13 protein-coding genes are annotated in these 14,007 nt (G+C 40.7%); 9 read left to right on the top strand and 4 right to left on the bottom strand.

The features are described 5' to 3' along the window. Positions 1–189: 189 nt before the first annotated feature. The 8 genes from sapA to gstA all read left to right on the top strand — a co-directional run bounded on the left by sapA (position 190) and on the right by gstA (position 8,773). Positions 190–1,854, top strand: coding sequence for an ABC transporter substrate-binding protein SapA (gene sapA / locus BO26_RS20980; protein ID WP_036774855.1), 1,665 nt, complete (start codon positions 190–192; stop codon positions 1,852–1,854). Then, positions 1,851–2,816 carry a putrescine export ABC transporter permease SapB gene (gene sapB, locus BO26_RS20975; RefSeq protein ID WP_036774852.1) on the top strand — a complete coding sequence of 322 codons (966 nt, stop codon included), beginning with the start codon at positions 1,851–1,853 and terminating at the stop codon, positions 2,814–2,816. Before sapA ends, sapB begins: the two co-directional genes overlap by 4 nt. Beyond that, complete coding sequence (sapC, locus tag BO26_RS20970; RefSeq protein WP_036774850.1) at positions 2,803–3,693, top strand: putrescine export ABC transporter permease SapC; 891 nt, start codon at positions 2,803–2,805, stop codon at positions 3,691–3,693. The genes sapB and sapC overlap by 14 nt, the downstream gene beginning before the upstream one ends. Further along, complete coding sequence (sapD, locus tag BO26_RS20965; RefSeq protein ID WP_036774848.1) at positions 3,694–4,683, top strand: putrescine export ABC transporter ATP-binding protein SapD; 990 nt, start codon at positions 3,694–3,696, stop codon at positions 4,681–4,683. Positions 4,684–4,685: 2 nt separating this feature from the next. Further along, on the top strand, positions 4,686–5,495 hold the full coding sequence (sapF, locus tag BO26_RS20960) for a putrescine export ABC transporter ATP-binding protein SapF (protein ID WP_036774846.1): 810 nt from the start codon (positions 4,686–4,688) through the stop codon (positions 5,493–5,495). Positions 5,496–5,679: 184 nt separating this feature from the next. Next, positions 5,680–6,477 carry an enoyl-ACP reductase FabI gene (fabI, locus tag BO26_RS20955; RefSeq protein WP_036774844.1) on the top strand — a complete coding sequence of 266 codons (798 nt, stop codon included), beginning with the start codon at positions 5,680–5,682 and terminating at the stop codon, positions 6,475–6,477. Positions 6,478–6,888: 411 nt separating this feature from the next. Continuing rightward, entirely contained in the window at positions 6,889–7,647 is a 759-nt protein-coding gene (locus BO26_RS20950) for a hypothetical protein (RefSeq protein ID WP_036774841.1), read from the top strand. A 520-nt stretch (positions 7,648–8,167) separates the two neighbouring features. Next, positions 8,168–8,773 (top strand): glutathione transferase GstA, encoded by a 606-nt coding sequence (gstA, locus tag BO26_RS20945; protein WP_036774840.1) that lies wholly within the window; start codon positions 8,168–8,170, stop codon positions 8,771–8,773. A gap of 55 nt (positions 8,774–8,828) precedes the next feature. On the opposite strand, the gene pdxY is transcribed toward gstA, so the two are convergent. From pdxY to anmK, 4 genes are all read right to left on the bottom strand, one after another. Continuing rightward, positions 8,829–9,692, bottom strand: a complete 864-nt coding sequence (gene pdxY / locus BO26_RS20940) for a pyridoxal kinase PdxY (protein ID WP_036774838.1) — start codon at positions 9,690–9,692, stop codon at positions 8,829–8,831. A 106-nt stretch (positions 9,693–9,798) separates the two neighbouring features. Next, positions 9,799–11,073 (bottom strand): tyrosine--tRNA ligase, encoded by a 1,275-nt coding sequence (gene tyrS, locus BO26_RS20935; RefSeq protein WP_036774837.1) that lies wholly within the window; start codon positions 11,071–11,073, stop codon positions 9,799–9,801. Between the two features lie 242 nt (positions 11,074–11,315). Next, positions 11,316–11,969: a pyridoxamine 5'-phosphate oxidase gene (gene pdxH / locus BO26_RS20930; protein WP_036774835.1), complete on the bottom strand. Its 654-nt coding sequence runs from the start codon at positions 11,967–11,969 to the stop codon at positions 11,316–11,318. 50 nt (positions 11,970–12,019) lie between these two features. After that, positions 12,020–13,132, bottom strand: coding sequence for an anhydro-N-acetylmuramic acid kinase (gene anmK / locus BO26_RS20925; protein WP_036774920.1), 1,113 nt, complete (start codon positions 13,130–13,132; stop codon positions 12,020–12,022). Positions 13,133–13,481: 349 nt separating this feature from the next. On the opposite strand from anmK, the gene BO26_RS20920 reads away from it, so the two are divergent. Beyond that, entirely contained in the window at positions 13,482–13,952 is a 471-nt protein-coding gene (locus BO26_RS20920; protein WP_036774832.1) for an outer membrane lipoprotein, read from the top strand. Positions 13,953–14,007: the final 55 nt, after the last annotated feature.

Genomic DNA, 14,007 nt, shown 5'->3' with positions numbered 1-14,007 from the left:
TCGTGCCTTTCCTGGAATAACAAAAATTATTACGCCGGAAATGCGATCCAGATGATAATGTTTCTCAATACGTTTTGTAAAGCACTTTGTTGAGAATTTTTCTCATTAATCTCCATCTCAGCGTTTTTCTTGGCTCAATCGCTAATTGAGATACAATATGTCAATTCTAAATAATAATAGATACTTTATATGCGCAATTTGATTTATTGGATCATATTAGTCCTTTCAACTCCAACTATTGCAGCAACAATGACTACGCCTGAAAAAAAGCCTCGCGTTCCAGCTGATATTCGGCAACAGGGGGTTGTTTATTGCGTTAATGGCAACCTAAATACTTTTAATCCTCAACTGACGAGTAGCGGTTTAACGGTCGATACCCTGGCTGCACAACTTTATGAGCGTCTACTGGATGTCGATCCTTATACTTACCGCCTACTCCCTGAATTAGCTTCCCGTTGGGAAACTCTTGATAATGGCGCCACCTACCGTTTTCATTTGCGCCATAACGTTTCATTTCAGTCAACAGATTGGTTCACTCCAACCCGTCAAATGAATGCTGACGATGTTATCTTCAGCTTTAAACGTCTGTTTGATAAGCAGCACTATTACCACTATGTCAATGGTGGAAATTATCCCTATTTTGACAGTCTCCAGCTTGCTGATTCCATTCAAAGCATCCGTAAAATTAATGAATATACGGTGGAATTTCGCCTGCATGAGCCAGACGCCTCTTTTCTTTGGCATTTAGCAACCCATTATGCGCCTGTACTTTCACAAGAATATGGGCAGCAATTACATGAGATGAACCGTCATGAACAAATTGACTGGAAGCCTGTTGGCACAGGCCCGTTTATGCTAAAAAACTATCAAACCAAGCAATTTATCCGCCTGGTTCGTCATGATAACTACTGGAAAGGCAAGCCCCAAATGCAACAAATAGTTATTGATGTCGGTGCTGGCGGTACCGGCCGGATGTCTAAGCTTTTGACTGGTGAATGTGATGTTTTGGCTTATCCCGCAGCCAGCCAACTCAAGATTTTACGGGATGATCCTCGTTTGCGTCTAACCTTACGTCCAGGAATGAATATCGCCTATCTTGCTTTTAATACCAGTAAGCCGCCACTTGATCAATTGCAAGTTAGACAAGCTATTGCTTACGCAATTAATAACCAACGGTTAATGCAATCCATCTATTATGGAACAGCAGAAACAGCTGCATCAATTTTACCGAGAGCATCATGGGCTTATGATAATCAAGCTGAGATTACAGAATACAATCCGGAAAAATCTCGTAAGATGCTTAATGATCTTGGGTTGAATGGAATGAAACTTAGCTTATGGGTACCCACTGCTTCTCAGTCTTATAATCCAAGCCCATTAAAAATGGCAGAACTGATTCAGGCTGATTTAGCACAGGTTGGTATTATAATGAGCATCAAACCTGTTGAGGGTCGCTTTCAGGAAACCAAACTGATGGATAAATCTCATGATATGACATTGTCAGGCTGGTCAACTGACAGTAATGACCCAGACAGCTTTTTCCGACCATTATTAAGCTGTGCTGCTATCGCCTCACAGACAAATTTCAGCCATTGGTGTAACCCAGCATTTGATAAGATTTTGCGGCAAGCTTTGATTAACCAACAATTATTATCCCGGATTAAGTATTATCATGACGCGCAAAAAATTCTCGAACAACAATTACCTGTTTTACCACTAGCTTATTCCCTACGCTTACAAGCTTATCGCCATGATATTAAGGGGCTAATACTTAGTCCATTTGGTAATACTTCTTTCGCCGGTGTTTACCGAGAAAAAGAAACCGATCATATTGCTCAAAAGGACGGCAAATGATTATTTACACTCTCCGTCGTCTGTTGCTACTGATTATTACACTATTTTTCCTATCGCTGATTAGCTTTAGCCTCAGTTACTTTACCCCCAATGCACCACTTAGCGGTGCATCCCTGTTTGATGCTTATACCTTCTATTTCCACAGCTTATTACTATGGGATTTTGGTGTATCTAGCATCAATGGCGAACTCATCAGCGAGCAACTATGGGAAGTATTTCCTGCTACGATGGAGCTTTGCATTCTGGCTTTCTCTGCCGCTTTACTGGCCGGCATCCCGCTAGGTATTATTGCCGGAGTGTGGCGTAATAAAACAGCCGATACTGTTATCATCTCCATTGCTTTAATCGGATTTTCTATACCAATCTTTTGGCTGGCACTATTGCTGACCTTATTTTTTTCTCTTTATCTTGGCTGGCTACCGGTTTCCGGTCGCTTTAATTTGCTATATCAGATTGATCCTGTGACAGGCTTCTCATTAATTGATGCCTGGTTATCAAAATCACCCTATCGCAATGAGATGATTATTAATGCCATTCAACATCTACTCTTGCCAGTCATTACCCTCGCGGTTGCACCAACAACAGAAGTCATCCGGCTAATGAGAAACAGTACAGAAGAAGTTTTTGGGGAAAATTATATTAAAGCTGCCGCAACCCGTGGCTTATCAAGACTGACCATTATCCGTCGTCATGTACTACATAATGCATTGCCTCCCATCATCCCGAAATTAGGATTACAATTTTCTACCATGCTGACATTAGCTATGATGACAGAATTAGTATTTAACTGGCCAGGGCTTGGCCACTGGTTGGTCAGCGCAATTCGTCAGCAGGATTATTCAGCCATCTCTGCCGGTGTTATGGTTGTTGGTACACTGGTTATTTCTGTCAATGTGCTGTCTGATATTATTGGCGCAATAACCACCCCTTTGAAGCATAAGGAATGGTATGCCCTTAGATAACTTTTATCGTGAAAAGAAAATGCCGTCTCCGATAAAGGTCATCTGGCGTTTTTTCTATTCTGATATGCTGGCAATGACAGGTTTTTATGGCGTACTTATTCTTATTACCTTAAGCCTACTTGGTAAGTATTTGGCTCCCTATGAGCTTGATCAACAATTTCTCGGTCACCAACTACTGCCACCTTCGTGGTCACATCACGGTAATATCGCGTTCTTTTTGGGTACCGATGATCTTGGGCGCGACATTCTCAGTCGATTATTGATAGGTACTGCATCTACATTCGGTTCAGCGCTGTTGGTAACTGTGGCGGCAGCTTTATGTGGCCTCATCATAGGTTGCCTGGCAGGTATGACACGAGGATTGAAATCCGCCGTGCTCAATCATATCCTTGACACGTTACTTTCTATCCCATCATTATTGCTAGCAATTATTGTTGTCGCTTTTGTTGGTGCCAGTTTACAACATGCAATAATCGCTATTTGGCTGGCACTATTACCGCGTATAGTGCGCTCTGTTTACAGTGCGGTTCATGATGAGTTGGATAAAGAATATGTCATTGCGGCACGTCTAGATGGCGCATCCAATTACCACATCCTATGGTATGCCGTATTACCGAATATTACCGCTATACTGGTCAACGAGCTGACACGCGCCCTTTCTATTGCCATACTCGATATTGCTTCACTTGGTTTTCTCGATCTTGGTGCTCAGCTACCTTCACCTGAATGGGGTGCTATGTTGGGAGATTCACTGGAACTCATCTATGTTGCTCCCTGGACCGTTATGCTACCCGGCGCAGCAATAATGATAAGTGTATTGTTAATAAACTTGCTAGGTGATGGATTACACCGTGCAATTAATTCCGGGGTGGAATAAATGCCATTACTTGATATTCGCAACCTCACGATTGAATTTATGACTGCTAAAGGGCCAGTAAAAGCCGTTGATCGCGTTAGTATTTCACTGATAGAAGGTGAAATACGTGGCTTGGTTGGCGAATCAGGCTCCGGCAAGAGCCTGATTGCCAAAGCAATAAGCGGGGTCACTAAAGACAATCTCAAAGTGACGGCTGACCGCTTCCGCTTCAACGATATTGATTTGCTTCGCCTGACTCCACGACAACGTCGAAAAGTTATCGGTCACAACATCTCAATGATTTTTCAGGAACCACAATCTTGTCTTGATCCTTCTGAAAATATTGGTCAACAACTCATTCAGGCAATCCCTCGCTGGACTTATAAAGGCCGCTGGTGGCAATGTTTCAACTGGCGTAAACGCCGAGCTATTGAGTTACTTCATCGCGTGGGAATTAAAGATCACAAAGATATTATGAGTAGTTTCCCTTATGAATTAACCGAAGGGGAATGCCAGAAAGTCATGATTGCTATTGCATTAGCTAACCAGCCACGCCTACTGATTGCAGATGAACCAACGAATGCGATGGAACCGACCACTCAAGCTCAGATTTTCCGTCTGTTAGCAAAATTGAACCAAAACAATAACACCACCATTCTATTAATAAGCCATGATTTACAAATCATGAGCAAACTGGTGGATCGTATTAATGTTTTATATTGCGGCCAAACTGTCGAAAGCGCCGCTCCCGATGAATTATTAGTGACACCACACCATCCCTATACACAAGCGTTGAACCGCGCTATTCCTGATTTTGGTAGCTCCTTACCTCATAAAAGCAGACTAAATACCTTGCCAGGCGCTATTCCATCCCTTGAGCATCTGCCAGTCGGCTGCCGTCTAGGCCCACGTTGCCCTTACGCACAAAAAACCTGTATTGAAACCCCTCGATTACGGGTAATTAAAAACCACGCTTTTGCCTGCCATTTTCCATTGAATTTGGAGGAATAATAATGGCGGATGCTCTATTGGAAGTCAGGAACTTAGCTAAAACTTTCCGTTATCGGACCGGATTTTTTCATCGTCAACATCTTGATGCAGTGAAACCTGTCAGCTTTACCTTAAAGACAAAACAGACACTAGCGATTATTGGTGAAAATGGCTCAGGGAAATCAACGCTGGCAAAAATGCTTTCAGGTGTCATGGAACCCACCTCCGGAGAAATTATAATCGAAGGTCATAAACTTACTTACGGCGATTACAGTTATCGCAGTCAACGCATTCGCATGATATTTCAAGACCCAAGTACATCATTAAACCCTCGTCAACGTATTGGGCAAATTCTTGATATCCCTCTTCTACTTAATACAGAACTAAATACCGCAGAACGAGAAAAACGAATTAACCAAACATTACGGCAAGTTGGCTTGTTACCGGACCACGCCAACTATTATCCACATATGCTAGCCTCAGGCCAGAAACAGCGGGTAGCACTAGCACGTGCCTTGATCTTACAACCTCAGATTATTATCGCGGATGAAGCACTCGCATCACTCGATATGTCTATGCGTTCCCAAATAATTAATTTAATGTTGGAACTACAGGAGAAACAAGGCATCTCTTATCTCTATGTTACCCAGCACCTTGGAATGATGAAACATATCAGCGACCAAGTATTGGTAATGCATCAGGGAGAAGTTGTTGAGCGGGGAAATACAGCAGAAGTGTTAGCTTCTCCTCTACATGATATAACCCGCCGCCTGATCGCCAGCCATTTCGGTGAACCCCTCACCGCTGATGCTTGGCGACAGAATATGCCTTAGGATAGCCTTAGGATATACAAAACAATAATCACTGCTCGGAGCAGAAAGCAAAATACAGCATATTTCTCTCCAGCGTGATAGAATCACTAGGTTTGTTAACAATAAAACGTCATATTGATATTGTTTCTGTAAGCAATTTTAATTCATTAATATCATTTGACGTTATCACACTAAGGATACTGTTATGGGCTTTATGACCGGTAAGCGCATTCTGATCACTGGCGTCGCCAGTAAACTCTCCATCGCTTATGGTATTGCAAAAACAATGCATGACCAAGGCGCTGAGCTGGCTTTCACTTATCAAAATGATAAGTTGAAACCTCGTGTAGAAGAATTCGCTGAATCTCTAAATTCTACTATTGCTTTGCCTTGCGATGTAACTGAAGATGAAAGCATTGAAGCCCTGTTCATTGAGTTAGGCAAAGTCTGGCCAAAATTCGATGGTTTTGTTCACTCCATTGGCTTTGCACCTGCTGATCAACTGGATGGTAATTATGTGGATACAGTTACCCGCGAAGGCTTTCAAATCGCGCATGATATCAGCTCTTACAGCTTTGTTGCTTTGGCAAAGGCTTGCCGTGAAATGCTGAACCCAAATTCTGCTTTACTGACACTCTCCTATCTGGGAGCAGAACGTTCAATCCCTAACTATAACGTTATGGGCCTGGCAAAAGCTTCCCTGGAAGCTAATGTTCGTTATATGGCTAACGCTATGGGTACTGAAGGTATTCGTGTCAACGGTATCTCCGCTGGCCCTATCCGTACTTTAGCCGCTTCCGGCATCAAAGATTTCCGTAAGATGCTGGCTCATTGTGAATCCGTCAACCCAATTCGCCGCACTGTAACAACTGAAGATGTTGGTAACGCGGCGGCATTCCTATGCTCAGATCTGTCCGGTGGTATTACCGGTGAAATTCTGCATGTTGACGGTGGTTTCAGCATTTCAACAATGAATGAACTGGAATTACAACAATCTAATTAATGATCATGGATTTTTAATTTATAAGGCCCGAAAAAACTATTTCTCGGGCCTTTTTATCTATAATAAAAAGATAAATTAATCACTTAATTAAATATTCTCGAATAGGTAAAATTTAATTTTAAATTAAGATATTAGAAACTATTTAAGAAAAATAATTAAATCCTTTGTAATTAAATAGTTAAATGATATAACCTCATAATTGTTTTTACTGAAATAAAAAATATCATCTCTATTCCTTGCGCTAATCAGCAATCTGTCCTTTAATATAACCAAAAACTTAATTTGTATAAAATCAACGAAAGAACAATAGAATATCTTATATTTATAATAGTTTTAATCTTTTTACTAAAACATTATATTCCATAATTTTTACAATTTAATGACTTTTATTATTCTAGCAAGGTACATAAAATGAAAAATGACTTTTTAATTATATCCAATATGTTTAAATCAATTACCAATATAAAATTGCCAGAATGTCTGAGAAATCATGATCCTTCGCAAGAGATTACAGCCTTTTGGCATGAATTTAGCAAATCATTATCTGGCTGGCCGTCAGCTCTGGAAAACTATGAATACGCATATAATTTTGATGAACAAGATATTGATAGAATTATTCAAAATATACACAAAACCACAAATTATCTAGGATCACTTAGCTGTGGGTATTTAGGTCATGGTTATATTGCCAAGGTAAATCACATATTGAAAGAAATCAAGTCAGATTTCAACAAGGTGAATGATTTTATCCTAAAGTTACCACAATTCTTTGAAATAACTAAAGATGAATTTGACCAAATGAAAAGTTTCGCAATAAAAACTCACATAAAAATACAACAATTATTAAAGAATATGCCTAATGGAGAGGATAAAAAACAAATACATAAATTTTCTTCATTGATAGAGGAAATCACTTTAAATATACCTGATGTTTCATTCAGTTTTGAAAACATAAACAATTCAATAAATAGACTTAATAAGCAAATTAAAATAATTAATGACGCTTATATTAAATTAATTGAGAGTTTTCAAAAAGAAAATAAAAAGGATATTTTTACAAGAGACTATAAAAAATGCATGGTTATTTTTAATGATTTTACAAACAAATTCAATTTATTTTACTATGATTATAAATCATTCAGCAAAAATAACATATTAATTATTCTATAGCCAATAGAAGATTAATTTCTGAAATTATCAACAATCTCTATTATTCATTCAGGATAACATAAATAATTGTAAGATATGTGATATGAAACAAAGTATTTGGTAGTTTTGGATAAACAATTTCATCCAAAACTGCCCTTAATTTTTCCTATTTACACCACAATTTTGCCAGAAATGTTATATACTCGTTATCTTTCAAGTTGCCTATTTGTTGGCTGCACTCACTCACCCCGGTCACATCGTTATCTATGCTCCCGGGGATTCGCTCCCTTACCGTCGCGATACATCTTGAAATCCATAGGGTATAAAAGCCCAGATAACACATCAAATAAGCCAAGGAAAAAGATAAAATAAAGCACGCCATGATACAACTCCACAATCTTATCTCAGTTTAATTATTAGTTTGATATAACATATTCTCCTATGTCGTGGTAATATATATTAAGGCCATGACAAATGCCTTACTAAGTTCCTTTGTCCTATTATATCTATTATCGTATCGGAAATTTTTAAGGAGCGACACATGAAACTGTATTACCAACCCGGAGCTTGTTCCTTATCTCCTCACATCATACTTCGCGAAGCTGGATTTGATTTCAGCATCATTAAAGTTGATTTGAAAACCAAAAAAATGGAGAACGGCGACGATTTTCTCGCAGTTAATCCCAAAGGCCAGGTACCAACTCTCCTGCTAGACAACAATGAACTCCTTACTGAAGGGACTGTTATTGTTCAATATATTGCAGACCAGAAACCGGACAGACAATTGATTGCACCAGCCGGAACCATGGAACGATATCATCAACTTGAATGGCTTAGCTATATTTCCAGTGAAATTCACAAAGGATTCTCACCACTGTTTTTACCAGGAACACCAGAAAATTATTTCCCAATTGTTATTAATAACTTACTGAAAAAATTCACTTACGTAGATAAAGTATTAGCAAAACAACCCTATATTGCCGGAAATCATTTTACTGTTGCTGACGCCTATTTATTTACTGTCAGTAACTGGGCTCCTTTGGTTAAAGTAGATCTATCCAATCTGTTACATCTTAAAGACTATCGTGAAAGAATTGCGGAACGTCCGAATGTTCGTGATGCATTAAAAGCTGAAGGATTAATTTGATTTACAGATAATACAAACCGTTCCACATACGATACTCGTGGAACGGTTAATGAGATTAATCCAGTTGTGTTGCACAGAATTTATGGTCAGGGGCTACCATTCTGTCTTGAGCAGCTACAATCTGTAACTCATATTCATCCATATCTTTAGTTGTTACCATAACTTCATAAACCGCAGCAGCAACATGCTCAAGAGCCGTCTGTAAAGACTCACCTTTTAATAGATTAACTAATAACAAACCACTGGTTAAGTCACCAACCCCAACTGGCTGACACCCACCAAAATCCACCAAAGGCCGACTAACATGCCAGCTATGTTTTTGCGTCACCAATAACATTTCAAAGCAATCAGTCTGGTAACCAGCACGACTAAGGTGCTTAACCAGTACAATACCCGGCCCTTTTTCGCACAGAGTGCGAGCAGCTGTAACCGCCTGCTCTACATTAGTCACTTTCTGCATACTGAGCGTTTCAAGCTCCAGTAAATTCGGCGCAATGACATCACTCGCAGGAAGCGCCTTTTCACACAAAAACTCAGTAACCCCAGGAGCAACGATACAACCTTTCTCTGGATGTCCCATAACGGGATCACAGAAATACCAGGCATCAGGATTCGCAGCTTTTACCCGTTTCACGATATCAATGATATGACTTCCCTGCTCCGGTGAACCAATGTACCCACTCAACACAGCATGACAGGATTTCAGCTGTCCAATTTCTTCAATGCCCTGAACGACTTCTGTAAGATGACCCGCAGGCATAACACACCCCTTCCATTGTGCATATTGAGTGTGATTTGAAAACTGTACTGTATTCAACGGCCAGACATTTACTCCCATCCGACGCATAGGAAATTCCGCAGCGCTGTTACCAGCGTGCCCAAAAACAACATGAGATTGAATTGAAAGGATATTTTTCACAATGGTGGCCTATGTTTTTTATTCTGGCTTCTATTTGTAAAATAAGAATCATAAGTAAGAAAGGGCAACGTTAGTTACCGTTGCCCGTTATGCTATGCAATATCGGTTATTTCCAGCAAATTAAACAATCGTGTTTTTTACCACGACGCAATAATGTGTAGCGACCAAACAGGCAATTATTGTCAGTAAATACATATTCAGGTTCAGATTGTTTTTCACCGTTAACGGCTACCGCATTGGAACTAATCATAGTACGAGCCTGCCCACGGGAAGGCACTAACCCAGCATTAACCAGAGCCTGTTGTAAATCTGCTCCTTTTTCCAACTCAATTACCGGCATACCATCCTGTGCCAGTTGAGCAAAATCAGCTTCAGTCAAATCAGCAACAGCACCGGAGAACAGGCTTTCTGTAATACGTTTAGCCGCTGCCAACCCTCCTTCACCATGCACCATCCCGGTGACTTGTTCTGCCAATACATACTGGGCACGAGGAGCTTTACCACTATTTTTATCTTCTTCTTCCAGAGCGTTAATATCTTCAAGATTCATAAAGGTAAAGAATTTCAGGAAACGATAAACATCCGCATCCGCAGTGTTGATCCAGAATTGATAGAACTTATATGGGCTGGTTTTCTTCGGGTCCAGCCAAACAGCGCCACCTTCGGTTTTGCCAAATTTAGTACCATCAGATTTAGTGATCAGCGGTACGGTCATACCAAACACTTGTTTCTGGTTGATACGACGGGTTAAATCAATACCAGAAGTAATATTTCCCCACTGGTCAGAACCACCAATCTGCAACTCAACATCATGTTCTTCATTCAAACGAACAAAGTCATATGATTGCAGCAGGTTATAAGAAAACTCAGTGAAAGAAATACCAACATCATCACGGTTCAAACGCTGTTTAACCGCTTCTTTGTTAATCATCTGGTTAACCGAGAAATGCTTGCCAATATCACGCAAAAAAGTCAAAACGTCCATGCCGCCAAACCAGTCATAATTATTAGCTGTTTTGGCGCTATTTTCACCACAATCAAAATCCAAGAAAGGTGAAACTTGTCTGCGGATCTTTTCTACCCACTCTTTAACAGTATCCGCAGTATTTAATTTGCGCTCAGTGGCTTTAAAACTTGGATCACCAATCAAACCCGTGGCTCCCCCGACCAATGCCACAGGTTTATGCCCAGCTAGCTGGAATCGTTTTAAACACAGCAAAGGAACCAGATGCCCCAAATGCAAGCTATCGGCGGTCGGATCGAAACCGCAATAGAGAGAAACAGGGCCTTGCGCCAGTCTCTCTACTAACGCATCCTCATCCGTCACCTGGGCAATGAGGCCCCGCTCTTGCAGTTGTTTTATCAGGTTATTGCTAGACATTAATGACTCCATCGGTTTGTGTATTTATCTGTTGTATATACCCGTTATCTTTCAAGTTGCCTCTTTGTTAGCTGCACTCACTCACCCCGGTCACATAGTTCACTATGCTCCCGGGGATTCGCTCCTTTGCCGTCGCGATGCATCTTGAAATCCATAGGGTATAAGTCGCAGCTTAAAAAAGAGTGGCATAGCATAAAACGCCACTACTATAAGTACCAGTATTAAAAATGATAATCCACGATTTATGGTGCAAGCCTGTCAATCCGCCAACCATCATCTTCTCGTTGATAAATAAACCGATCATGCAACCGATTTGCCCCACCTTGCCAGAACTCAACAAAATCAAAAGTCACTCTGAATCCCCCCCAGAAACTCGGCAAAGGCACCTCACCATTTAGGAATTTCTGTTTCAGTTCAAGAAATTTTCCTTCTAAAATACCTCGCGTGGAAATACGAGAAGATTGTTGCGAAGCCCATGCAGCAATCTGGCTATTTTTAGGGCGGCTATGGAAATACTTCACCACTTCAACAGAAGAAAGGCGTTCAGCTTTACCAAGGAAAGAAACTTGCCTTTCCAAAGGATACCAAGGGAAATGAAGGCTAATTTTGTTATTCTGAGCCAAATGTTTTGCTTTCCGGCTGCCTAAATTTGTATAAAAAACTAATCCATTCGCATCAAAATGCTTCAATAAAACAATACGTTGATATGGTTGACCATGCTCATCCACGGTTGCTATACACATTGCGGTTGGATCACTGAGTTTGGCTTCACATGCTTGCTTAAGCCAACGCTCAAAAAGTTCAATAGGTTCTTTGGTCAAATCCTTGCGTCTTAACCCACCACGAATATATTCTCGGCGTAATTTTGCAACATCAAATTCATTATGCTCTGACATTATGTAACTCTGCTTATCACCCATTAAATACCGACGACAGCTTATCATTGTTACTGATTAGTAACAGGATAAATTGCACCTAAAATAGTTTCAGCATTAGCACCAGTAACAGAAGGTAAATTCCCTGGAGCCCCTGACATTGTACGGAATGCCAACCAGGCAAATGCCAGTGCTTCCATATCATCACCACTAAGGCCATATTTATCTGTCGGACACACCTCTGTTCCCGGCAATAATGCAGAAAGTCGACCCATTATCAGCAAATTATGAGCACCACCACCACAAACCAGCAGACGTTCACACCCACCACTCAACATGATTTGCTGTGACACAGACACCGCCGTCAGCTCAGCCAGTGTTGCCTGAACATCAACAGGCGATATATCCGGAAAGCTCGTTAATTGTGTTTCCAACCAACTCATATTGAAATACTCGCGACCTGTACTCTTAGGAGCCGGTCGTGAGAAGTAATTATCAGAAAGCATTTGTTTGAGTAAGCTGCTATTAACGACACCTTCTCGTGCCCATTGAGAATCTTTATCATAAGGTTTTTTCTGATGGCGCCATACCCAGCTATCCATCAACATATTCCCCGGACCGGTGTCATACCCTTTGACCAATGAACCTGGCAATAAAGTCGTTATGTTAGCAATGCCACCAATATTGAGAATTATCCTTCGTTCTGTCGGATGACCCAATACAGCAAAATGAAACGCCGGGACTAATGGTGCTCCCTGCCCACCATACGCCATATCCCGCCGCCGAAAATCACCAATAGTCGTAATTCCGGTTAAAGCTGCAATACGGTTATTATCACCGAGTTGCATGGTGAACGGAGTATGACTATCTGGTTCATGCCAAACAGTCTGACCATGACACCCCACCGCGGTAATATCGCTAGCAGTTAATCCTGTTTTATCTAGTAAACCTTGTACCGCTTCAGCGAATAAAGAGCCAAGTTCATAATCTAACCGGCCTATTGCAGATAATGTCGTTTGCTGCCCCTGGCAAACTGCGAGAATTTTTTGCTTCAATTCATATGGGAACAAATGCGAATAACTGGCTTGCTGAGCAACAACTTTATCGTTAATTGCTGCAAGTACTACATCAACCCCATCCAGACTTGTACCAGACATTACACCAATATAGCGACCCGACTTCATAACCATTATTTTGCCTTCCTGCTTATAATCTGTCTTGATAAAATCAGAAACCATGTCAGTTAATAACTATAAAGCGCAGTGGTTTTAGCTGTATATGGCTAACAGACAAACAAAGGAATAAAACCTGAGTTTTGGAAACAACCTCACAAAAAATGCTGAATTTTTCATTAATAGCTATTTCTTTGAAAAATCTCTATTGACGTTTAATATACATTGAGTACTAGATTGCTAATGTACTGATATTCTATTCAAATAAACTTTTTACTACTTGTTGCCAATGCCGGTTGTTAGCCTGGTTGCCCATCAGCTATCAGATTTCCGCAGTCAGGCATCGAAATTAGGAGTTACTATGTTGAAGCATTTCTTAGTTAGCGCGGTCGCAGTCGTTTCATTATCAGGCTGTGTCAATACCGATTCCCTTTCTGGAGATACATATACTGCCGGGCAAGCTAAACAGGTTCAAACTGTTTCTTACGGTACTATTGTCTCCGTTCGCCCTGTCAACATTCAGGCAGGCAGTGATGAGAACGTATTAGGTGCGATTGGTGGAGCCGTTCTTGGTGGTTTGGTTGGTAATACTATTGGGGGGGGGAGTGGTAACACATTGGCAACAGCCGCTGGTGCGATTGCTGGTGGTGTTGCAGGTCAAAATGTTCAAGGCGCACTCAACACAACTAAAGGTGTAGAATTAGAAATTCGTCGGGATAGCGGTGAAAGTATTATTGTCGTTCAAAAACAAGGCAAAACAGTCTTCAGTAAAGGTCAACGTGTAAGAATTGCAGGCCAAGGCAGCAATATTACCGTTTCTCCTCGACAATAAATCAGAAATCAATAAGAAAACCGTGACTTAGTTTTCAAGTCGCGGTCTTCTTTCA

This window comes from Photorhabdus australis DSM 17609 (assembly GCF_000711895.1).
GTDB lineage: Bacteria > Pseudomonadota > Gammaproteobacteria > Enterobacterales > Enterobacteriaceae > Photorhabdus > Photorhabdus australis.
The sequence above is the reverse complement of the archived record's forward strand: the minus strand, read 5'-3'. Positions and strand labels throughout refer to the sequence as shown.

What these genes read in the sequence shown, in the direction of transcription:
- tyrS (WP_036774837.1), bottom strand. Translation starts at nt 11,073, where the DNA reads ATGTCTAGCAATAACCTGATAAAACAACTGCAAGAGCGGGGCCTCATT.
- sapC (WP_036774850.1), top strand. Translation starts at nt 2,803, where the DNA reads ATGCCCTTAGATAACTTTTATCGTGAAAAGAAAATGCCGTCTCCGATA.
- anmK (WP_036774920.1), bottom strand. Translation starts at nt 13,132, where the DNA reads ATGAAGTCGGGTCGCTATATTGGTGTAATGTCTGGTACAAGTCTGGAT.
- sapB (WP_036774852.1), top strand. Translation starts at nt 1,851, where the DNA reads ATGATTATTTACACTCTCCGTCGTCTGTTGCTACTGATTATTACACTA.
- pdxH (WP_036774835.1), bottom strand. Translation starts at nt 11,969, where the DNA reads ATGTCAGAGCATAATGAATTTGATGTTGCAAAATTACGCCGAGAATAT.
- sapD (WP_036774848.1), top strand. Translation starts at nt 3,694, where the DNA reads ATGCCATTACTTGATATTCGCAACCTCACGATTGAATTTATGACTGCT.
- sapF (WP_036774846.1), top strand. Translation starts at nt 4,686, where the DNA reads ATGGCGGATGCTCTATTGGAAGTCAGGAACTTAGCTAAAACTTTCCGT.
- gstA (WP_036774840.1), top strand. Translation starts at nt 8,168, where the DNA reads ATGAAACTGTATTACCAACCCGGAGCTTGTTCCTTATCTCCTCACATC.
- BO26_RS20920 (WP_036774832.1), top strand. Translation starts at nt 13,482, where the DNA reads ATGTTGAAGCATTTCTTAGTTAGCGCGGTCGCAGTCGTTTCATTATCA.
- fabI (WP_036774844.1), top strand. Translation starts at nt 5,680, where the DNA reads ATGGGCTTTATGACCGGTAAGCGCATTCTGATCACTGGCGTCGCCAGT.
- BO26_RS20950 (WP_036774841.1), top strand. Translation starts at nt 6,889, where the DNA reads ATGAAAAATGACTTTTTAATTATATCCAATATGTTTAAATCAATTACC.
- sapA (WP_036774855.1), top strand. Translation starts at nt 190, where the DNA reads ATGCGCAATTTGATTTATTGGATCATATTAGTCCTTTCAACTCCAACT.